The sequence below is a fragment of the Spirulina subsalsa FACHB-351 genome (genome assembly GCF_026130165.1).
Taxonomy (GTDB): Bacteria; Cyanobacteriota; Cyanobacteriia; order Cyanobacteriales; family Spirulinaceae; genus Spirulina_A; species Spirulina_A subsalsa_A.
Genome location: NZ_JAIHOM010000024.1, coordinates 1 through 20180, shown reverse-complemented (window position 1 = coordinate 20180; position 20180 = coordinate 1). Strand labels below are relative to the sequence as shown.

The following is a 20180-nucleotide window of genomic DNA, read 5'->3' as shown; positions in this document are numbered from 1 at the left end:
TAGGGAATAGGTAATGGGGAATAGAAAACAATTAATGATTATTAATTATTAATTCTCATATTTTACTGTTTACTTTTGAGAGAAGCGGGGGAAAAATCGCGCCACGAGATGCCTAGACGGAGGGCTAAAATGAGGGCGACGGTCATTAAGCTGAGATACATTAAAGCGCGTAGGAGTAGGGCAAAAGCAATGATAGTATCGGGGGGGACAGCATAACGTTCTAAACCAAAGCGGATGGCGGCTTCAAAGGGGCCGAGATAACCGGGGGAGGAGGGAAGTGCGATCGCCAATGCGACCAATCCTTGCACAAAAAACGCTCCCGCAATAGGTTGACGGATTTCAAAAGCCTGCATTAATCCCCAGTAGGTGATTCCCGTCAATCCCCACACCCCAAAGGTTTCTAACAGGGCGATAAACATTCGTCGGGGGTAACGGAGGGCTTCTAACCCTTCTAAAATGGATTTGACAATCGTTAATAGGGTATTTTTCCAACTCGCACCGGGTAAAACCCTTAGCATCTGTTGCAGTATTTTTATAATCCAATGGGGACACCAAGCCGCCAAAAAAAAGCCAGTACAAAGTCCAATTAGGGGCAGGGCAATCCATCCCACTGGAATATTTTCTAAACCCTCTACCCCCTGTTGAGAAATACTCCATAACGAGAGCAATAAGAGGATAAACGCCACCACAACATCTAATAAACGTTCGGTGAAAATACTCCCCACCGCCACGGGGAAAGGAATGCCAGCAAATCGTTTTAGAACTAATCCCCTTAAGACTTCTCCTCCATGAGCAGGGAGAACACAATTCCCCGCAAAACCCATAAAAACCGCCGTTTGACGAATCTCAAAAGAACCGGGATCTCGTTTTGCTCCTAAGAGAGTTCCCCAACGTTTAGCCCGCAAGGAAAAAGAACTTAAAAAGGTAATCAGGGCGATTATAACCCAAGTTGGTTTAGCATTTTGAAAGGCTTTCATGACTTGGATTAAATTAATATCTCGTAATGCCCAAGACAATAAGGCTACCGTGAAAAATAGACCAAGACACCACGATAAATATTGAGAGAGCTTTTTAACTTTAGGCGGTTGCATAGTCATTCATGGTGGGTTAATTTTTCTCCAATAAACTCACGTCTGCTTTATAAAAATCTTGTTGTTGCTTCAAAACATAATTCTGGGTGAGAAAATCGTCAATTTGAGAGCAGGTTAAGTTGAGATCACAAAAATCAGCTTTCACCCACCAAATACTCTGATATTGACTGAGGTTATTTAATAATTTTTGGGTTTCCTCTGGGGATAAGGTTTGCTGTTCTAGGGAAGGGCGAGAAAAGTCTAGTTCAGCAGGTAGAGGATGGAGTTTATTAGAGCCATGATCATAGTAACTCAGTGCAAGGTTGTAGCAATTGGAAAAAACAAAAATCTCCTCAGAAGGTTGGGCATTTTGCTTTAAATAATGGCTCACTCGTTTTTGATCTCCTTCTTTAGCCATTGGTTGATAAATAATGTAAGTTGAAGTCAGGTTTAAAACTAAAATCAGGCTCACTAAAGCCAAGGCTAAATATTGACGCTGATTGGTTTTTACACTTTGGGATATGAGATAAATCAATAGCCCAGTCATCAACAGGATAGGGAGGAATAATAAAATGAGATGACGGGGGAGAACGGTATGTTTTCCTAATAAGTTAATGACGGCTATAAAAATCCCAAATAATCCCAGATTCAGTAAAATAATGCTCCAGCTAATTGGAGTTAAAAGGTGGCGTTTTAGGATTAAAATAGCTATCAATCCAATACCAATGATCAGATAACTTAACCAATGATTGGCGTAATCTTGGCTAATAATTTCTTTTCTGAAGGCTAAACTCACACCCATCCGAGTTAAGTATTTAACAGAATCTAGCAATGAAGAAAACGTTATTTCTAGAGAACTTTTACGAGATTCTGCTACGGACAGTTGACTTTTAAGGATGGCAAGATAGGGGATAAATAACAGAGCATTTATGAACATACATAGAGCGAAGGCTCGAACTTTGCGCCATTTCCTTTGAAGCAATAAGATTAAGCCATGACTGACTAAAATGAAGGCAAGATAATAGTAGGTATAAAGGGAAAGAATAGCAACAAATCCATAGACAATCTGATTAAGTCTCGGCTGATGATCGGTTAAGTAACCTTTAAAAAATGTGACCAAAAGCAGGGCAGACCATAGGAGAATTAAGGGATATTCTCGAATTTCTAAGACTGCCCAGATGAAATAAGGATTAAAGGCGGCTAATAGGGTGAGCCAATAAGGATTAAGTTTGGGTAAATATTGTTTAGAGAGTTGGGGGATTAAAGCAATAACAATCACGCCTAAGAGAATGGATAATAAGCGGGCGAAAAAAATGGATGAGTGCAGTTGTCTCCAGAGGAAAAGTAAGATAAAATAAGCGGGAGGTCTAGCTCCAAAGCTAATAGCTTCATGAATGGCTGTGGCTAAATTGCTGTCGGTTGCGTGTAAGGAAAAACTTTCATCAATCCAAATATTTAAATGAAAGGTAAGGGGCATTGTAATCAGTAAATACAAGCTGATTATTGTCAATAGATTGTAATTAATCTTATTGAAGGTTAGGAGCTTGTGGGAATCTTTGGGGTGGGGAATTTTGAGGGAGGAAAACATAAGTCATTTGGGGTAAAAGTAAGTGGGATAAAATTTAAAATTTTGAGGAAAAATGCCAGCTAAATTCAACGGTAGGAACGCGCCAGCCGGAGATAATTTCTGGATGGAGATGCCAGCCTAAGCCGTGATAAAAAAACTTGGCTGGGGTGTTATCTTGATCGACAATGGCTCGCACGACAGATATTCCTTGTTTTTCTAATTGTTCTAACCCAATTCCCATCAAGTCTTGAGCAATTTTTAGTTTGGACTGGCGGACGAATTGGGGGGAACAATATTGGGGTAAAACGCCTAAGGATAGAATTTCTCCTGCTCCGGGTTCTTGTTTTTTGGGGTTGCGATGGCGCATAATCTGCCAAGCTTCCCACAACGCCCGGATGCGTTGGGGTTTGGTCAACAGGGGGAGCAACAGGGTACAGACTAAGGAGAACCAATGGCGACGCAGGGCTTGACTCATAAATGCGCTAGGATTGGCGGTGACGACTATAAATCCGGCTGGGTAGTTGTCTACATAGGCAATGGCTCCGGTGATTAATCCGTCCCGAATCAAATGGCGATAGTAAAATTGACCCATAAATTCCTCGCCAAGGAGGACGATGGGACTGGTGGGTAGGAGGGTTTGATGGAGTTGGATGAGATCGGGGGTTGGAGGACGGGCGGCAGGGCTTAAGCGCACAGTTTGATAGTCCATTGGTTCTAAGTTGGTTTAGGGACAGAGGGAATCAAGATTTTGGTCTACTTGTTCAATGAGATAACTGGCCAGTTGGAGAAAATCGGGGTCTTGGGGGAGGGGATCATGATCAACAGGTTTCTGGAATAGGTAGTTGCCGGGGGAGGTTTCTTGGGCGGGGAAATGACTGGGGAGTTGGAGGTTGGGCATTCCGGAGCCAGGTAGCTGGGCGCTGTCTTCGGGTTTAATCCAGCGATCGGGATCAATGCGCAGGGTGAAGTAGGCTATACAGCGTTCTCTGTCGGGGGGAGTGCTGGGGAGGTTGGGGGGGTTTGTGCCGATGCTGTAAGGACTGGGGTCTGTGGGGGTGCTGGGGGTGCCGTTGAGGGCGATTTGTACGAAGCTGTCGCTTTGGGAGGTGGCGAAGGCGGGACACATTTCTTGGTTAGCGGGGCCAGGGTAGGGACAGAGGGCGTTTGTGCCGTAGTTGGCTCCGGCGACGGCGATCCATGTCCTGACTCGTTCTGGGCGCATTTTGGCGATGTACCAGCGTGTGCTGACGGCGCCCATGCTGTGGGCGATGATGTCTACTTTTTGGGGGGGATCGATGCCTGCTTGACGGGCGGTTTGGGCGGCCTGTTGGAGGAGGGATTCTATGGCGGGGGCAATAAATTTTTCGGCGGCTGTAATATTAATTTCGTCGTTGGGTTTGATATCGAGGGCGAGGAGGTAGCTGGAGGGGTAGCCTTGGGCTTGGAAGTGGGCGATCGCATTATTCCAAGTGCTAGCGTTTAACCCTAATCCATGAACAAACAGGATGGGGGTATGGTGGGGGTTTTCTTGGGCTGTGGGAGGGGGCGGAGAGGCTGCCTGACAGCCTAAACCATACCCCAGTACAAATAAGCCTAAAATCCAACGCAGGGCTTTCATCAAAACCTCCTGGGTCTGAAACCCCGTCCTTTAAGGACGGCTTTGTATTTTTCTGGTAATATTGGAAATATCGAAAAGCGAAAACCAAGGCCATTCGATATTAGCACCTTGAAAATTGGATATAGCGGGTTTCGTGTCGAAAAGCTGTCACGAGTAAAATATCCAAGCAACAAGCACAGTCTTGATTGGACACCGTACCGCCGGGCTGGCGGAATCGGGACTCTGTAACGGGTTAAAAAGTCTGTGGACATGGCGTAAGACGGGGACATAACTAATGAAAGTTGGTGGTGTACGCAGATGTGAGTGAAGCAGAAACTCAAATCGTGAGGTTTGGGAATCACCGTGGCTTTAGTCCGGTGAGGAGGTCAAAAGCGTCTCCTAATAAGGGTGGCAGGGTTTCCCGCGACGATGGTGTAAGGTTCGACGGGTTTGGTGACAACGGCTCCGGCTCCGACTATGCTCCCGGTACCGAGATCGTTGAGGATGATGGCATTGGCTCCGATCCAACAGTCATCACTAATGATAATTCGCCGCAATTGCCCGCCCTGTAAGGCCATTGGGCAATCGGTGCGCTCAAAGTTGTGGTATTTTGCCCCACTGAGGAAGCGACAACCATCGGCAGTGAGGACAAATGAACCAAAGTCGCAATAGTGAATGGTGTTGTACATCCCAATGAGGACATGATCTCCAATGGCGATATCTCGGTAGAGGAAGATGGTGCCGAAACTAATAACGACGTTTTCGCCGCAGTGGGTGAGGGTGTGCCGATAGAATTGGTAGCGGATGATGGTGCCGAAGAGGTAGGGGAGGAGGGAGAGGAGTTCGGAAATGGTGCGGAAAATGAAGTCGGAACGACGAGAGGCGATCGCAAGGGGCAAAATGAAAGGCAAGCACAGCATTCCGGCAAGTTTCATTGTCCGCCGTATCTTGGGCGAGGCGGTGAATTGCTGGTATTCTACGGCTGTATAGCGATCGCTTTCGATCCGTTCCTGTTTTTTCATGGATTCGCCAATAATTTCCTAAGCCTTTTTTGTCGATGATGAATGATTGAGCAATACCGACAGATGGCTACAATTTCCAAGTAAATTGTTCGGTTTCGCGCTCCGCTCCACCCAACTGACAGATTACTGACTATACTCATTGGCAGGGACTTCCCGACGCATCTTTTTAAACCGATCACTGTGCAGCCATTCCTCGACTAAAACCACCTTCTGGGGAATTTTATATTTTGCTAATTTATCTTGACAAAATTGCCACATTCGTTTCCGAAATTCTGGCAAGGTTTCTGAGGTTTTGAGTTTGACTCTGGCTTGAACAATTTGCCCAGTAATCGGGTGAGAAACACCATTTACAGCCACATCTTCAATCCCCTCCATCAACATTAATGTACTTTCTACTTCAATAGGATAAACTTTCTCTCCCCCGACATTAATTAACTCCGAAGTACGGCCTAAAATGCGAATATATTCGCCATCCACTTCCACCGCATCTCCGGTTTTAAACCAGCCATCCTCGGTGAAGGGATTGGGGGCGTTTAAATAGCCTAACATCGCCGATTGCGCTCGAATTTCTAGCTTGCCCTCCACAATTCTCGTTTCAAATCCTTCCCCCCCAATTTTAAACCACAGGGAGTTAGAATCTCGGGATTTTGAGCGTAAAATTCCCACCTCAGAAAGACCATAGGTTTGTAAAAGTTTGACCTTGGGGAAAAGGTGATGTAAGCGCGTGAGGGTGCTTTCTGGCATAACTTCTGTGCCGTAGGTAATGACTTCTAAACTGGATAAGTCATGACGTTGATAAGCTTCACTGAGTAGGATTAAGTTGAGTAGGGTGGGAGAGGCAGGGAGGAGTTGTAACTGATAGTTTGCGATCGCCCCACAAATGGCATCGGGGGATCTATCCTGTAAGGTGACGATAAATCCGCCATTGGCTAAACTGTAAAGCAGGGTATTAATGCCCCCAATGTGGTCAAATAATAAAAAGGTGAGGGTGCGAAAACTATGACGAGGAACTTTAAATTTTTCTAACAACGGGACAAAATTATGCACGGCGGCCTTACTCTTGCCTGTAGAACCGGAGGAAAAGAGAACTAAACCGGGTTCTTGTTTCTCTTGCAAGTTAACTAGAATCTCGTGATCCACAGTATGATTGGTTCTGAGTAGGCGTATATTGTCCCCCTCATCAATTGTGAGGATAACTTCCACTTGAGCAATTTGGCGAAACTCAATCTTTTTCGCGGCTACAGAATCCGTCAAAGGCACGAGAATACAGCCTTTTTCGAGGAGTGCTAAAAAAAGGGCGATCGCATTGGGCGAAAAATCAGCCTCTAAACTGACAATTGTTCCCCCTTTAATCTCCTGCTCTTCTAGATACTTTAACCAATAGTCTAACGTTTCTAACAGCCAGCCATAGGAAAAAATTTCATCTTTCCAGACAATCGCATTTTCTGCTTCATATTCTCGGAAAACCTTTTGAAAAAAATCAATATACATCGCTACTCATCTCCACTTAAGTTGTTATTATTTCCTTAACCTGAAATTGGGAAGTTTGGCGACTTGCTCCTCCATGAAAAACGGGAATTTTTTGCTCCTTCCCTAGTCCATAAATTAAACTCACCCACTGAATCCCCTTAATTTGCTGACCAATTTCTCGCACTCTTGCCACCAGTCGAAACACCAAAAACCGATCCTGATACATCCCCCCACTTGCATAATCTTCCTGCACCGCAACATGAGTAATCACTAAATGATCTGGACTGGCACGCACATAAATAATCACCCCAATTAACTGCTCTCGGGTATCTAAAGCAAACAAACATTGTGTACAGAAATCAGAATCAAGCGTAATCTTTAAAAATCCCTCTTCTTCGAGAATTTTAGGTTGTCCATAGACTTCAATCGAAGTCATTACCTGTTCACGGACTTTCCCTTGATGAGGATTAAAAAACATCAAGCGTTCTAAATCATCCCGATAACTGGTTTTTAAGGTCGAAGAAATAGAGAAATAAGTCATGATTCATTTATTCCATATTGGTCATAAAAACGATTGACGACTGACCTATACCCCTCCTAAATAAAGATGTTGCCCCGTGATAAAATTACTCTCAGGACGCAGAAAAAAATCAATCACATTGGCAACATCTTCAAAGGTGCCGAATCGTTTAATTGCTTGTTGGTTTAATAAAGCTTGAATTTTAGCGGGGGGAACAGCGCGAATTAAATCCGTTTCAATGGGTACAGGCCCCACTGCATTCACCGTAATCCCTAAGTCTGCGAACTCCTTAGCTAATACTTCTGTTAAGGATAAAACCGCCGCTTTTGATGCCACATAAATGGCCTCTCCTGCTAACTTTAACGGCACCGCAATTGTGGTAAAATTAACAATGCGGCCATAGTGATTTTTTTTCATCAGTTTAGCCCCTTCTCGACAAAACAAAAATGTGCCGATGACATTGGTATTGAGTACCTTCTCCACTGTTGAAATAGGGGTAACTAAAGCATGATTCATGGAAGCAATTCCCGCATTATTAATCAAGTTGTCCAGTCTTTGATACTTTTTGCGGATACTCGAAAAAAGCAATTTAACTTGCTCCTCGTTGGCAACATCCACTTGATAATGTTCATAATGGGGGAGTTCCCAGTCAATGGTATGACGACTACAACCAATCACAATATGACCAGCTTTACTATAATATTGGGCTAAAAAATAACCGATTCCTTTGCGAGTTCCTGTGATTAAGGTAATAGGTGCTTCCATAATCGCCCCTTAGTTTTGTTTCTCCAGCATTAAGCTATGAGCATAATTGGCCAAAGATTCAATAGTTCGATAAGGACTATTTTTCTGGGACATCGCCCGCTCATCTGCCAAGCTAATGCTTAACTCAAATTCGTCTTCAATTCTTTGTTCGAGTGCTACAACTAAGGACACTAATCCCAATGAGTCAAACAGTCCATGTTTGCCGAATAATGCAGTGTCTGTACTTAAATTTGCGGGAATTTCAATCTGTTGTTCTTCTCCTATTTCTTCAATATTCTGGAGAATCAGATCAATCAGTTTTTCTGTTTGAGCCGTGGATTCAATCATAATCATAGCTCCTTGTTTAAATGACAAGTAACATAGCCAATATTATAGTTGCTAATCTAGGTAGAGGGGGGAAATCTTAATTTTAAATCATGTTAGTTTATGTTTGTTTACATCGAAAGCATGGGAGAGGGCGTTAGGGGAGAAATCTTGATTTTTTGACAAAAATGGGGGACGGTGTGAGGGAATACAATTGAGCAAAATATACTGTTTTGTTGGATTGCGCTGTCGCTTCACCCAACCGATAAATTGGTAATTCATTTAATAGGACAGTTTGAGGATTCGCTTTTGTTGGATTGCGCTGTCGCTTCACCCAACCGACAAATTGATAATTCATTTAATAGGATAGCTTGAGGGCTTTATATAGGCAGAAGATAGAACTCCCCCAACGGGGAAATGTTTTCTTGTCTTGTAGGGTAAAATGCTTTAATAAGATAGGGATTAACGTTTGACGACGATCTTCATAATCTGTCTTGGCACTTTCTCCGGTTAATAACTTTAAGCCCCAATCTACTAAAGGAGAATGGCCGGGGGTGATAATAATTAAAGATTTTCCCGGTTTTAGCACTCGCTTTAATTCTAAACAAGCGGCTTCTATATCCTCGACAAATTCTAAGGTACTGACGGCTACAATGGTATCAAAAATCTGGTCAGCAAAAGGCAAGAATTCCACACTACTAGCATAGAGATGAGTGTGGATATTTAGGTGTTCTAATAGTTGGGTGATAGATTGGTGATGATGGTGGATGTCTGTGCCGTATAACTGATAACAATGTTGGCTAAGTTCGGGTAAAAATATCCCGCTTCCATAGCCAACTTCTAATAGTTTATTAATGGGTTCTTTGGGCAAAAGGGACAGAACTAAACGAAAGCGTAGACGTTGAATCCAGCCTAAAATGGGGCGAAAATTCCAGTCAGCATGATCAACAGTTCCGGTCTTAATTAAACTATGGGGGGGCAAAAGTTGTAATTTCATAGCTGGGTGGGTTGGGGTGATAAAATCTCTTTAATAGCGCGTTCTGCGAGTTGGATGGTTTCATTTATGTTTAGGGTGCCGTTTAGAATATGGGCTGAGTTGACAATATGAATTCCCGGGATTGAGGTAGTCATGGGGGGTAAATTGCGGGAGTAGTTTAAGGTGGAAATGGGGAGAACATATTTCACCCGAGAGACTTGGAAACTTAATAAGTCGTCGGGGTGTAAATGGGGGTACATTTTCAATAGGGCGGTCATAAATTGGGCTTTTAATTCCTCGTCGGTTAACTGAAAGGCGGTATCTTCGACGGGGACGTATTTGGGGAGGTATACTAAGGTGCGCCCGCCAAATTCTTCGGGTTTCACTAGGGTGGTCATTTCGATTACCCCAGTGAAGGGGATGCCGTCGTCGGTGATGTTGGTGACGTAGTAGGTGGCGAGGGGGCGACGCAACAGTAGGGAAGCGCAGATAATGCCTTGATATTGGATGCTGTGGAGACGGTGGATTTCGGTTTCTGTGAGTTGGGGGCAGAGTTGGGCAGCGAGGGGGGCGGCGGCGGTGATGATGACTTGATCAAAGATTTGGCTAGACCCGTCCCGAAATGTTATCTCTGTGCCGCTTGGCGCGGCTTGTACCCGTTGAACGGGCTGCCCGAGGTTAATTTTGACTCCTTGGGCGGTTAATGCCTTGCTAAACTGCTCTAACAGGCGGGCGTAGCCTCCGGGGAGGTAGCCGAACATTTCTTTTTTTAATCCGGTGCGACGGGCGGCATAGAGGCGGGCGATGATGGCCCAAATGAAGGCGGCGGAGGCTTTGGGGTAGTTGTCGCCGAGTTTGGAGCGCAGGAGGGGCAACCAGAATTTTTTTAAGGTGCGATCGCCTGACCAACGTCGTAACCAGTCTACAACGGAAATCTGCTCTAGTTTGCGCCAATTTTGAATTCTCGACGCATAGAGAATGGTCACAGCTAACCGGATTTTATCAATCAGGTTCAAGGGTGGAAATAACAAGAATTCCAGGGCATTGGACACAGAATAAAGTTGACCGTTGGCATAAACTCCGGTTTTTGTCTCGACCCAGCGCATTTGGTCTTCTAGTCCCAATTCCCGTAATAATCCCCGCAGGTGGCTATCCGATAGCAGGGTAACGTGATAGTGACGGTCCCAGATTAAATCATCGAGTTGCCACGCACTGGCTAATCCACCCAGTTGGGGAGCGCTTTCAATTAAGGTCACGCGCTGTCCGGCTTGGATGAGACGCTGGGCTAAAGTCATGCCCAAAATCCCCCCGCCCACAATGCCCCAGGATAGGGGTTTATCCCCCCTAGCCCCCCTTTGGAAGGGGGGGACTTTATCTTCACTGGGGAAGGGGGGGACTTTATCCTCACTGGGGGAGGGGGGGACAGAATCGGGGTTTTGCTGGGTTGGTGGAGGGTTCGGTTTCATGGGTTAATAATTAATTATTTATTCTCAATGGATTTCCAGCACTTGCCGATCTCGAATCTCGTAGGCACGACCACAAGCGGAACAGACGACTTTTTTCACGTTCACTGGAGTATCTTCCTCGGGGAAGCGCAGGAGGGGATTTCCGCACCGACAGACGCAGCCCACCGACTTGGCCGGGTGTCCGATGGCTAGATGAAAGTCGGGGATGGATTTGGTCACGAGGGCGGCCATTCCCACCATGGCGAAACGACCAATGGTTAAATCATTGCCGATGGTGCAATGGGCGCCGATGGTGGCTCCGGCTTTGACGAGGGTGGGAAGGGTGTGTTCATCGGGGTCTGATGTCCAGAGTTGTTGCAGGTCGGGGGTAGCGGCACGGGGAAACCGATCGTTGGTGAAGACGGTTCCGGCGCTAATCATTACGCCATCTTCTAGGGTGACGGCGTTACAGATATAGACGAAGGCGTTAATTTTGACGCGATCGCCAATTTTCACCCCATAGGCAATATAGGTCTTTTCCCCGATGATGCACTGTTCCCCGATTTGGGTGGAGTGCCGAATATGCACGTTGTCCCAAACGGAAGTCCCTGCCCCAATTTGGACGTTTTCTTCAATGATGGCGGTGGGATGAATACGAATTAGATTCATGAATTTCTCCGAGAAACCGCATCCCCTTGTGGGTGCGGAGGGATAGGAGCGCTTGCTGAGTGGGGTTCGATGCCCCCGAAGCAAGCAATAGATTGTCGGCTCACCACCAGTCCATTTGCTCTGGCTAAAAGCTGAACTAGGGTGGCTTTGGGGGATTGCACCCCAACACCGGAATACAGTTTGTGGGTGGGGTAATTGACAGGTTTCTCTCTCCTCTTGGAGTGGATTTATCCCCCCTAGCCCCCCATTCAAGGGATCTATCCCCCCTAGCCCCCCATTCAAGGGATCTATCCCCCCTAGCCCCCCATTCAAGGGATTTATCCCCCCTAGCCCCCCATTCAAGGGATTTATCCCCCCTAGCCCCCCATTCAAGGGATTTATCCCCCCTAGCCCCCCTTTGGAAGGGGGGAACAAGACGGGGGGAACAAGACGGGGGGAACAAGACGGGGGGAACAAGACGGGGGGAACAAGACGGGGGGCATTAACCAATGGCGACGGGCATTTTGAGGGGGGCAACGGATACCCAATGACTTTGGGGGAGGGCAGCATAGGCCGTTTCTAATACTTCCACCGAGGCGATCGCATCATCCACCGTAATTAACAACGGAGCATCGGCTTGAATGGCTTGGGAGAAGTTATCCAACTGACGACAAAAGGCCTGCACTTTGTTATAGCCCGTCCCAAACACAATCCAATCCGGGCTACTCGCTTGACGATATTTCGACTCTTTCCAGCCCACGGAAATAGTCCCCTGAGAGCCATAAATCCGAATAAAGTAATCTAGTTCTTTATTCAAACTCCAAGACAGATCAATACTGCCCCGCACTCCCGACTCACTCATGACAAACATCTGGGCGGTGTCTTCCACGTCTAAACCTTGGATGCGCTTGCCTTCCACCACTTGTAATTGAGCGATGGGGCCGAGGAGGTACCGCATAATATCCACCGAGTGGGTCCCGTTATCCATCAACACACCGCCCCCACTGACGACTGGATTGGCGTTCCAACGTTCGGACATATCGACCCGGGCGGTGAAAGCGTTCTCAAAGAGGACGATTTCCCCTAAAATCCCTGATTCGACAATACTTTTAGCGCGGATGACATCCTGCACATAGCGGAATTTAGAGGCCATGGTAATCAAAACCCCGGCTTTTCTGGCCGCGTCTCGCATGGCGTAGGCGCTGCGACTGTCAATACTAAAGGGTTTTTCACACAGTACGTTAATCCCTTTTTCAATGAAGTGGAGGCAGATGTCGGGGTGGGTACTGGGGGGGGTGCAAATAATCACCCCGTCCAATTTTTCCGTTTCGGCCATCTTTTCATAGGAGGTGTAACTCCGGGCGCCTACGACTTGGGCGAGGTTTTTGGCCGCTTCGGGACGCACATCGGCAACGGCGACTAATTGGGCGTATTCTGCTTTGGGGAAGGCTTGACCATAGGCCTGGGCGATCGCACCAGCACCCACTAATCCGAAACTTAATTTTTTACTCATGATTGGCTCAGTGGAGAAAGGTTAATGATGAATGTTGCAGAGAGAAAAGAAAAAACGGCAATAGATTAATGGCCTCCCGACGCTCCCCTAGGGGGAGAGCGCGGATCAAGTGTTGGTGTTGGGGACTTCAGGCCAACAGTTCGCCCAGAGATGTCGCGATATAGTTCACATGATCGATGGTGTAGCGTTCATTCCAAGGCAACACTAACACGGCTTCGAGTCCGGCAAAGCTCCCGGGATATTTTTCGGGACTGTAATCTATCGCTTCGGGACGGGCTAAGGTGAAGGGGAAACGAGAGTTTCCGAAGGTGCGCTGTTCCCGGAATACTTCACACTGGAAGGCGGGTTTTTGGATATAACGGGGGGCGGAGAAAATGCCTTTTTCGGCTTTTAACCGTTTGGCTAATCCTAGGGCTCCGTCGGGAACTACGGCACTATCCACACTCAGGCAATATTTCCAGTAACTGTGAGTATTGCGGGGGTCTAGCCAAGGGGGGGTAATACCCGGCAGGTCTTGGATTTGCTCTGTGAGTTGATCGGCTGTGGTGCGTCGGGCTTGGACAATTTCGGGCAGTTTTTGCAACTGTGCCACGGCGACAGCACCTTGTAATTCAGACATCCGGTAGTTCAAGGCTAAGAAATAATGATCGGGTTGGGGATCTCCATAACCCCATGCTTTATTAATAAATAAGAACATACGACGAGCTAGTGCATCATCATTGGTGGTGACGATTCCGCCCTCACCTGTGGTGATGTGCTTTCCTTGCTGTAAGCTAAAACAGCCAATGTCACCAATTGCCCCGACATACTGACCATTATGGGTGGCGAGGAAGGCCTGGGCGCAATCTTCAATGACGGGAATATGGCGAGATTGGGCTAGGGCCATAATTTCGGTCATTTCGCAGGGATTGCCGAATAAATGGGTGACGATGATGGCTTTGGTGCGATCGCTCAAAACCTGCTCAATACTGGCGGCTGTTACGTTCCAAGTGCGGGGATCCACATCTGCAAAGACGGGGATCGCGCCCTGATAGAGAATGGGGGTTAATGCACCCATGTCTGTAATGGCGGTGGTGACAATCTCATCACCGGGTTCGGGATCGATGGCTGCGATCGCCACATGAACCGCCGCCGAACCAGACGCGCAACTATAGGCATACTTTACCCCTAACAATTGGGCAAATTCCTGTTCTAATTGCTTGACAAATGTGCCTTTTGTTCCGGTTAAAGTGCCGCTATTAATCGCCTCAGCGACTAATCTAATTTCGGCTTCTCCCAGAGTCCGACCTGAAGCATCTTGATCCGAAGGCAGGGACACCATACGCGGGGGGACGGCAAATGTAGTCATGACTTACTTTCCTTTTGCTTGAGTGGATTTATAGATAGCGGTTCCTAGATAAAATACCTCCTCGAAATAACTCTTACTTTGCAAGGAAGAGATTCCTAAACTAATCAGTTGAATGGCAATCATTAAGGTCATTCCCCCCAAGATAAAGGAATGGGGAGAAAGCTTAAACGCATTGGCCACGGCTTCTGATAGGCGATAACCAAACCAATATTGGGCTAATTCGGGATTTTGGAACTCATTAAAACAGTGAATTAATACCCAACTATCGGCAATTAAGGATAGAAACAGAAAGAACAAACCCGGAAGAATAAAAAACATCACAGGTCGGAATAAAAACCCTGAAACCACAATGGACATGGTATGTTTTAAGATTTTCATGCTGGACTGCCGACGATTCTTTTTCGGGGTAGGTTGGGAAGTCGTGCGCCAGTGTAGATGGGCAGGGATTTCAATGATCCTTGCATTGAGTAACATGGCTTTATGGATGATTTCTGGGTTAATCTCCATGCCCATTGACCGTAAATTGAGCGATCGCAAAAATGGCCCATCATAAACCCGCACCATTCCCGTTAAGGTGGCTAAGGTGTCTTTGGCCGCCACTTTCAGAAAACGATTCGCCCAAATACTAAGAGTTTGCCTTAGCCACGGCACATTAGAAATCTGCCCCCCTTTCATATAAGGAGAAGCCACCACGACCCGGGCATTGGTTTGTGTAATTTTGTCCAGCAATTGACCAATATGATGGGGCGCATAACTTAAATCTAAATCAAAGACAATCACATAATCGCCCTGACAGTTATGAAAGCCAAATTGTAACGCTTGACCTAGACCAAAATTGACCCCATGATGATAGACAAAAACATTGTCTTTGTCACAAGCAAATTGTTCGGCTAAAAAACCTGTATTATCTCGACTCCCATCATTAATAACTAAAATTTCCCAGCGATATAATTCTGCCAGAGATTCAGTATATTGATAGAGAGTTTCTAGATTTTCTTCGAGAATCGCCTCTTCATTATAGGCGGGAACAATTAAAGAAACGAGCGGTCTTAAATCTGGGGTAACGTTGGAAAATTCTCCTAAATGGGCTGTTCCCTGTTTTTCTGCATTTCCATTACATTCATCAATCGACAACACTACTAAATTTTCTGATTGATTGTTTTCCCATTGGTCAGTTGGGATTTGATGCTGTAACATAACCCACTTGTCCTAAAGATTTATTATGATTGAATAGGCAGTTCGCGCTCCGGCACAGAAAAAGCTGCATAGGAAAGCGAGCAAACAAACCAAAAGAAAAAAGTTGAGCAGGAATCTCTGTGATTTTGTTCACAGGACTATCCTATTTAAATAACGATTTGGTTTGAATGACTGGTTTTTGAATGACTCGTTCAGGTATGGCTATCAAAAGATCAGAGATATTGTTGCCCAATTTGAACTCAGGCAAGAAGCAATAATGAAATATTTTTGACCTGCTATAGTAAGCCGATCCTAATTTTTCCCCTCCACAAAATTATGGCAAAGCCAAAAGTCAATGTCGAGGTTTTCTCCGTATCTTTACGGAATCTTTATAAAGTGAGTTGAATTTTTCGACGTAAAATAAGTATTTTTTATGAGTAAACATGAGGGCGGGGACTGTAAACCCTAGCCAATGGTCACAGGATGGATCAGGGGAGTAAAGATAAACTTATCACCTTGAAGAAATATAAAGTGTAACGGAATATGAATTAGCGGACTCTGGGACGGCCTAGGGTAGTGATGTAGATTACGGCTTCATCTTCAGGGATGCCGAGGACTTCATTCACTTGGTCATCAAAAAAGCCCCCAATGCCACTCACTCCTAGGCCTAGATGAATGGCGGCGAGGTTTAAACGTTGTCCCAAATGACCCGCGTCCATGTGCAGATACCGATAAACGCGATCGCCATATTTCTGGATAGCAAGCTTTAAGTCGGCTGTATGGAAGATCACCGCCCCGGCATCCCGTCCCAATTCTTGCCCTAAACAGAGAAAATGAACATCTCGGCGGAAGTTTTTAAAGCGAATTTGCCGCAATTCTTGGGCGTGGGGGGCGTAGTAATAACAACCTTCTTCTAGACCTGTCACCCCTGACACCACGACAAAGGTCTGGAGGAGACTTAAATCAAAATAGTCGGGCTGGGGGTCTAAGCCTTGGTCGGCGTAGTCTGCGGGCTGATAGGTGAAGTGGAGAAGTTGGTTTAATTCGTCTAAGGTCAGGTCAGCCCCCGTATAAGCACGGGTCGAGCGCCGTTTTAGGATGGTTTGTTCCAATTCTTCTAAGTGAATTCCCCAGTGAATCGGATTTGTTTGGGTGGAAATCTTCAAACAAAAGGGAAAGTTATATTTATCTGTTGTCTGACTGACCTCAGAGGTGGGGGTTTGAAATTGGGTGATTTGGGTGGCCTGATGAAAATAGTTTAAAAGCTCGCCATCCTGTACTAGGGCGTAGTCGGAATGGATGGGGGAGGGGAGGGCGGTGAGATAGGATTCGGGGGAGGGAGTGGAGTCGGTGAGGGGAATCACGGTCATGACTCCTTCTTGTTCGGTATCGAGATAGAGGAGTTCGTTCATGGCTTGGTCATTGAAACCGCCTAATAAACAGGGGTGAAACTGATTAATCGCTCCAGCGAGTTCTAAATTGCCCAACAGATGCCCGGTATCGAGAAAAATGCGACGGTAGGCCCGATCTTCATAACGCCAAGCGGAACGATAAAAGATGGCGGAGGTGATGAGGGCGAGATCCACTTGTTTTAAGATTTCAGGTTCAAAACAAGCTTGTTCTAAATTAGCCCAAACGGCCTCATCCCAAAATTGCAGGAGGGCGTGGTTTTGGGGTTGGTAGTTGTAGAGTCCGGGGGGCAGGAGAGCGGTTCCACGAGAGATCAGGTAAAGTTCGGCTGGGTAGAGTCCTCCGGCTGAGGGGGCGGCGCGTAAATAGACTGGGGGGCCCATGAGGGTGGCCATTTTGGCGGTGATGCCATAGGTACAGTAGAGCATTTGAGAGAGTCTGCGCCAGGCGATCGCCTCTGGGGTCAAATTCTCTAGGGCCTCTTTGCCTAGATAGGGTTTGAGGTCAAGGGTTTTGCCCAGTTTGTACTCTTTAAAGGGACTGGGTTGTTTCGACCAGTCTAGACCCTGACTTTTGGTCGCAATGGTGTCTGGGGCGTATTTGGTGCGTTCGTGGTAATGACTAGCGATAGAAGACATGGGTTACAGGTGGAAGAAGATCAACCGGGCAATATGGAAATAAATTAACACGCCAATTACATCTACTGCGGTAGTAATAAAGGGGGCAGACATGAGGGCGGGGTCTAAACTCAATAAACGAAACAAAAAGGGTAAACCAGAGCCTGAAACCGAGGCTAATAGGGAAATTACAACGAGACTACTACCAACGGCGATCGCAACAACTAATGTTTCCTTGAGGATATAGTAACCCCACAGGGTGGCCAGAATGCCCAACATAGTCCCTAGTAAGAATCCCGCTAAGGCTTCCCGTCCAATCACTTGCAACGGACTGAGATCCTTTAATTCATTTGTGTTCAAGCCACGAATCACAACGGTAGAAGATTGCGCCCCAATATTACCCCCTGTGCCAGTCAGGAGGGGAATAAAGGCGGTAATCGCGATCGCCTGTCCTGTCCAAGCTAAATTGGTGCCTTGGGTTTGAATAATCGAACTGGTGAAGGTATTCGTCACCAATAACACCAATAACCAAAACACCCGTTTACGAGCCACTGTAAATAAATTGGTTTGAAAATAGTTGCTCCCATCCCCTTGTAGACCGCCGAGGGCGTAAATATCTTCTGTCGCCTCCTGTTCTAAAATATCCAGCACATCATCCACTGTCACCACTCCCACCAAACGCTGTTCCTTATCCACCACAGGCAGGGCTACGAGATCATACCGTTGGATTAAACGGGCGACTTCCTCTTGATCCATATCGGTGGTGATACTCACCACATCCAAGGTCATGATCTCCCCTAACACTTGCTCCGGGGGAGAAATCACCAAATCCCGCAGAGAAACAATCCCTTTGAGGTGGCGGGAGATATCGGTTACATAGAGATAGTAAATTAGTTCTGAGGCATTGGAGAGGGTGCGGATGCGTTCGAGGGCTTGAGCGACGGTTAATGTCTCTTTGAGGGAAATATATTCCGGGGTCATGATTCGCCCCGCTGTGTCCTCCTCATAGCCCAATAAGAGCGCTGTAGCTTGACGCTCCTTGGGACTCATGTGGGCGACTAATTGGCGGACGACTTTGGCGGGGAGTTCATCAAATAAACGGGCGCGGTCATCGGGGGACATTTGATCTACAATGTCTAGCACTTCCTGCCGTTTAAATTCTTGGAGCAAGGACTGTTGCACCGTGGAGTCGAGATATTCGTAAACTGTGATGGCTTCGTCTTTGGAGAGTAAGCGAAAGGCGATCGCCTGCATGGACTCCGGCAACAGTTCAATGGCTTCGGCAATATCCACAGGCTGCACCGGAATTAACAAAGCTTTAGCCCCTTGGAGATTCCCTTTTTCCAGCAACATTTCCAACTGGGTCCGCACCAGTTGGCGTAGTTCATCACGGGTTACAGTTTGGCTTGGTGGGGTTTGTTCAGTCAAGGTTAACCCTGTTTTGGTACATGATCAGTCATTGTACGGCTAATTTGCCGGATTCGAGGGAGAAAAGGAAGCCCCTAGTCCCCCTCTCCTGTGTGTTGTTCTTGAGTTAATCTCTTGAGAATCGCTAACACTTGATAGAGTTCAGCGTTGGGATTAATCAGAGAGAAAAGTCTAGAAGTGCCGTACTGAGCATGAGGAGTCCTTTGAGCTTTGACAAATAAAAACTCATGACCGTTGGTAATTAGACCAAAGGTCGGATGGGAGGTTTTGGGATTGCTTAACAAATAAGCGAGAGTTTGGGGGAGGGCGCGAGTCACGGCAAAGTCGCTCCGTTTGGACTCAATCACCACTAACCATAAATAATCGCGCACAACTAAAATATCAATCCGTCCTTGAATCAAAATGCCTTCATCTTCTAAGTCAATGCTCATGCTTTGTTCCGTTGTGATCCGGAAGGGACGGCGGTATAATCCCGCGAGATCCAAAAGCGGGGCAAGAATGACCATTTTTACCGTATTTTCCAGTAAAGGCGGGTCTTCCATTAAATCGAGAAAATTCCCTTGGACTCGATCTAGGGTCACTTGTTCTTCCCGACTTAAAGCGGGCAAATTTTCATGCCATTCAGGGAAAAAATTTTGGCTGGCCGTAGCTGTTAGCCCCAAGGTTTGTTTGAGGGTACGCAAGGTAATATTTTGGGGGGTGATCAATTCAGGCATATTTGGGAGTTAAACCAAGATAAATCTCTCCTATGCCCCATTCTAGGAGATGTCTAGTGATGGGTCACCCAAGTGGCGATCGCCTGATAATACTCCGCTCGCTCAGACTCTGACGCAAACTGTACACACTCAGCATGGACACGCTTAAGCATCTCGATTTGTTCCGGGTGTTGGGCAAACTCCGGTTTAGAACGAGCAGAGCCAATGAAAATCAATTGAGTTTGTAGCGGTAATTTGCGGAACGAGTCTAAATGGTCGGTCAAAGTAGACATAAGACCCTTGGTAGATAAAAGTGAATGGTTCAGATTATTTCTTCTTTCCTCCAGTATAGGCAGGCTTCCGGAGAAAAAGGCTGGGTGAATCCCTGCTCCCTTCCCCCTAGCTCCCTATTCAACAGTGAATCTGGGTTTTTCTGGGATCAATGCCAGCTTTTCGGGCATCTGAAACATCGTCATGACACTAAGTTGACCTCCTCACCGGACTAAAGCCACGGTGATTCCCAAACCTCACGATTTGAGTTTCTGCTTCACTCACATCTGCGTACACCACCAACTTTCATTAGTTATGTCCCCGTCTTACGCCATGTCCA

At 46.5% G+C, this 20180-nt stretch carries 19 protein-coding genes; all 19 read right to left on the bottom strand.

Annotation, left to right across the window (positions count from 1 at the left end):
* Nucleotides 1-62: 62 nt before the first annotated feature.
* The gene (locus tag K4A83_RS06690; protein ID WP_265263686.1) at nucleotides 63-1091 is read right to left on the bottom strand and encodes a lysylphosphatidylglycerol synthase transmembrane domain-containing protein; all 1029 of its coding nucleotides are present in this window, start codon (nucleotides 1089-1091) and stop codon (nucleotides 63-65) included.
* Nucleotides 1092-1107: 16 nt separating this feature from the next.
* The gene (locus K4A83_RS06685; protein WP_265263684.1) at nucleotides 1108-2547 is read right to left on the bottom strand and encodes a glycosyltransferase family 39 protein; all 1440 of its coding nucleotides are present in this window, start codon (nucleotides 2545-2547) and stop codon (nucleotides 1108-1110) included.
* Nucleotides 2548-2692: 145 nt separating this feature from the next.
* Nucleotides 2693-3346: a GNAT family N-acetyltransferase gene (locus tag K4A83_RS06680; RefSeq protein WP_265263683.1), complete on the bottom strand. Its 654-nt coding sequence runs from the start codon at nucleotides 3344-3346 to the stop codon at nucleotides 2693-2695.
* 15 nt (nucleotides 3347-3361) lie between these two features.
* Nucleotides 3362-4255: an esterase/lipase family protein gene (locus K4A83_RS06675; protein ID WP_265263682.1), complete on the bottom strand. Its 894-nt coding sequence runs from the start codon at nucleotides 4253-4255 to the stop codon at nucleotides 3362-3364.
* Nucleotides 4256-4620: 365 nt separating this feature from the next.
* Nucleotides 4621-5256 carry an acyltransferase gene (locus K4A83_RS06670; protein ID WP_265263681.1) on the bottom strand — a complete coding sequence of 212 codons (636 nt, stop codon included), beginning with the start codon at nucleotides 5254-5256 and terminating at the stop codon, nucleotides 4621-4623.
* A gap of 123 nt (nucleotides 5257-5379) precedes the next feature.
* The gene (locus K4A83_RS06665) at nucleotides 5380-6747 is read right to left on the bottom strand and encodes an ANL family adenylate-forming protein (protein WP_265263680.1); all 1368 of its coding nucleotides are present in this window, start codon (nucleotides 6745-6747) and stop codon (nucleotides 5380-5382) included.
* A gap of 16 nt (nucleotides 6748-6763) precedes the next feature.
* Nucleotides 6764-7267: a hypothetical protein gene (locus tag K4A83_RS06660; protein ID WP_265263679.1), complete on the bottom strand. Its 504-nt coding sequence runs from the start codon at nucleotides 7265-7267 to the stop codon at nucleotides 6764-6766.
* Nucleotides 7268-7312: 45 nt separating this feature from the next.
* On the bottom strand, nucleotides 7313-8011 hold the full coding sequence (locus K4A83_RS06655) for an SDR family NAD(P)-dependent oxidoreductase (RefSeq protein ID WP_265263678.1): 699 nt from the start codon (nucleotides 8009-8011) through the stop codon (nucleotides 7313-7315).
* Between the two features lie 9 nt (nucleotides 8012-8020).
* The gene (locus K4A83_RS06650; RefSeq protein WP_265263677.1) at nucleotides 8021-8338 is read right to left on the bottom strand and encodes an acyl carrier protein; all 318 of its coding nucleotides are present in this window, start codon (nucleotides 8336-8338) and stop codon (nucleotides 8021-8023) included.
* Between the two features lie 334 nt (nucleotides 8339-8672).
* Nucleotides 8673-9311, bottom strand: coding sequence for a class I SAM-dependent methyltransferase (locus K4A83_RS06645; protein WP_265263675.1), 639 nt, complete (start codon nucleotides 9309-9311; stop codon nucleotides 8673-8675).
* Complete coding sequence (locus K4A83_RS06640) at nucleotides 9308-10756, bottom strand: NAD(P)/FAD-dependent oxidoreductase (protein WP_265263674.1); 1449 nt, start codon at nucleotides 10754-10756, stop codon at nucleotides 9308-9310. The genes K4A83_RS06645 and K4A83_RS06640 overlap by 4 nt, the downstream gene beginning before the upstream one ends.
* 24 nt (nucleotides 10757-10780) lie before the next feature.
* Nucleotides 10781-11404 (bottom strand): acyltransferase, encoded by a 624-nt coding sequence (locus tag K4A83_RS06635; protein WP_265263673.1) that lies wholly within the window; start codon nucleotides 11402-11404, stop codon nucleotides 10781-10783.
* A 481-nt stretch (nucleotides 11405-11885) separates the two neighbouring features.
* A complete protein-coding gene (locus tag K4A83_RS06630) occupies nucleotides 11886-12896 on the bottom strand; it encodes a Gfo/Idh/MocA family protein (RefSeq protein WP_265263672.1) in 1011 nt (336 codons plus the stop codon).
* A gap of 127 nt (nucleotides 12897-13023) precedes the next feature.
* On the bottom strand, nucleotides 13024-14244 hold the full coding sequence (locus K4A83_RS06625; RefSeq protein ID WP_265263671.1) for a DegT/DnrJ/EryC1/StrS family aminotransferase: 1221 nt from the start codon (nucleotides 14242-14244) through the stop codon (nucleotides 13024-13026).
* A gap of 3 nt (nucleotides 14245-14247) precedes the next feature.
* Nucleotides 14248-15441, bottom strand: coding sequence for a glycosyltransferase family 2 protein (locus tag K4A83_RS06620; protein WP_265263669.1), 1194 nt, complete (start codon nucleotides 15439-15441; stop codon nucleotides 14248-14250).
* A 527-nt stretch (nucleotides 15442-15968) separates the two neighbouring features.
* Complete coding sequence (locus K4A83_RS06615; RefSeq protein ID WP_265263667.1) at nucleotides 15969-17468, bottom strand: SagB/ThcOx family dehydrogenase; 1500 nt, start codon at nucleotides 17466-17468, stop codon at nucleotides 15969-15971.
* Between the two features lie 3 nt (nucleotides 17469-17471).
* Nucleotides 17472-18875 carry a magnesium transporter gene (gene mgtE, locus K4A83_RS06610; protein WP_265263666.1) on the bottom strand — a complete coding sequence of 468 codons (1404 nt, stop codon included), beginning with the start codon at nucleotides 18873-18875 and terminating at the stop codon, nucleotides 17472-17474.
* A 74-nt stretch (nucleotides 18876-18949) separates the two neighbouring features.
* Complete coding sequence (locus K4A83_RS06605) at nucleotides 18950-19591, bottom strand: type I restriction enzyme HsdR N-terminal domain-containing protein (protein WP_265263665.1); 642 nt, start codon at nucleotides 19589-19591, stop codon at nucleotides 18950-18952.
* 53 nt (nucleotides 19592-19644) lie between these two features.
* The gene (locus K4A83_RS06600) at nucleotides 19645-19863 is read right to left on the bottom strand and encodes a hypothetical protein (protein WP_265263663.1); all 219 of its coding nucleotides are present in this window, start codon (nucleotides 19861-19863) and stop codon (nucleotides 19645-19647) included.
* Nucleotides 19864-20180 lie beyond the last annotated feature (317 nt).

What these genes read in the sequence shown, in the direction of transcription:
- K4A83_RS06630 (WP_265263672.1), bottom strand. Translation starts at nt 12,896, where the DNA reads ATGAGTAAAAAATTAAGTTTCGGATTAGTGGGTGCTGGTGCGATCGCC.
- K4A83_RS06660 (WP_265263679.1), bottom strand. Translation starts at nt 7,267, where the DNA reads ATGACTTATTTCTCTATTTCTTCGACCTTAAAAACCAGTTATCGGGAT.
- K4A83_RS06655 (WP_265263678.1), bottom strand. Translation starts at nt 8,011, where the DNA reads ATGGAAGCACCTATTACCTTAATCACAGGAACTCGCAAAGGAATCGGT.
- K4A83_RS06680 (WP_265263683.1), bottom strand. Translation starts at nt 3,346, where the DNA reads ATGGACTATCAAACTGTGCGCTTAAGCCCTGCCGCCCGTCCTCCAACC.
- K4A83_RS06635 (WP_265263673.1), bottom strand. Translation starts at nt 11,404, where the DNA reads ATGAATCTAATTCGTATTCATCCCACCGCCATCATTGAAGAAAACGTC.
- K4A83_RS06640 (WP_265263674.1), bottom strand. Translation starts at nt 10,756, where the DNA reads ATGAAACCGAACCCTCCACCAACCCAGCAAAACCCCGATTCTGTCCCC.
- K4A83_RS06620 (WP_265263669.1), bottom strand. Translation starts at nt 15,441, where the DNA reads ATGTTACAGCATCAAATCCCAACTGACCAATGGGAAAACAATCAATCA.
- K4A83_RS06665 (WP_265263680.1), bottom strand. Translation starts at nt 6,747, where the DNA reads ATGTATATTGATTTTTTTCAAAAGGTTTTCCGAGAATATGAAGCAGAA.
- K4A83_RS06690 (WP_265263686.1), bottom strand. Translation starts at nt 1,091, where the DNA reads ATGCAACCGCCTAAAGTTAAAAAGCTCTCTCAATATTTATCGTGGTGT.
- K4A83_RS06600 (WP_265263663.1), bottom strand. Translation starts at nt 19,863, where the DNA reads ATGTCTACTTTGACCGACCATTTAGACTCGTTCCGCAAATTACCGCTA.
- K4A83_RS06685 (WP_265263684.1), bottom strand. Translation starts at nt 2,547, where the DNA reads ATGCCCCTTACCTTTCATTTAAATATTTGGATTGATGAAAGTTTTTCC.
- K4A83_RS06675 (WP_265263682.1), bottom strand. Translation starts at nt 4,255, where the DNA reads ATGAAAGCCCTGCGTTGGATTTTAGGCTTATTTGTACTGGGGTATGGT.
- K4A83_RS06615 (WP_265263667.1), bottom strand. Translation starts at nt 17,468, where the DNA reads ATGTCTTCTATCGCTAGTCATTACCACGAACGCACCAAATACGCCCCA.
- K4A83_RS06625 (WP_265263671.1), bottom strand. Translation starts at nt 14,244, where the DNA reads ATGACTACATTTGCCGTCCCCCCGCGTATGGTGTCCCTGCCTTCGGAT.
- K4A83_RS06605 (WP_265263665.1), bottom strand. Translation starts at nt 19,591, where the DNA reads ATGCCTGAATTGATCACCCCCCAAAATATTACCTTGCGTACCCTCAAA.
- K4A83_RS06645 (WP_265263675.1), bottom strand. Translation starts at nt 9,311, where the DNA reads ATGAAATTACAACTTTTGCCCCCCCATAGTTTAATTAAGACCGGAACT.
- K4A83_RS06670 (WP_265263681.1), bottom strand. Translation starts at nt 5,256, where the DNA reads ATGAAAAAACAGGAACGGATCGAAAGCGATCGCTATACAGCCGTAGAA.
- K4A83_RS06650 (WP_265263677.1), bottom strand. Translation starts at nt 8,338, where the DNA reads ATGATTGAATCCACGGCTCAAACAGAAAAACTGATTGATCTGATTCTC.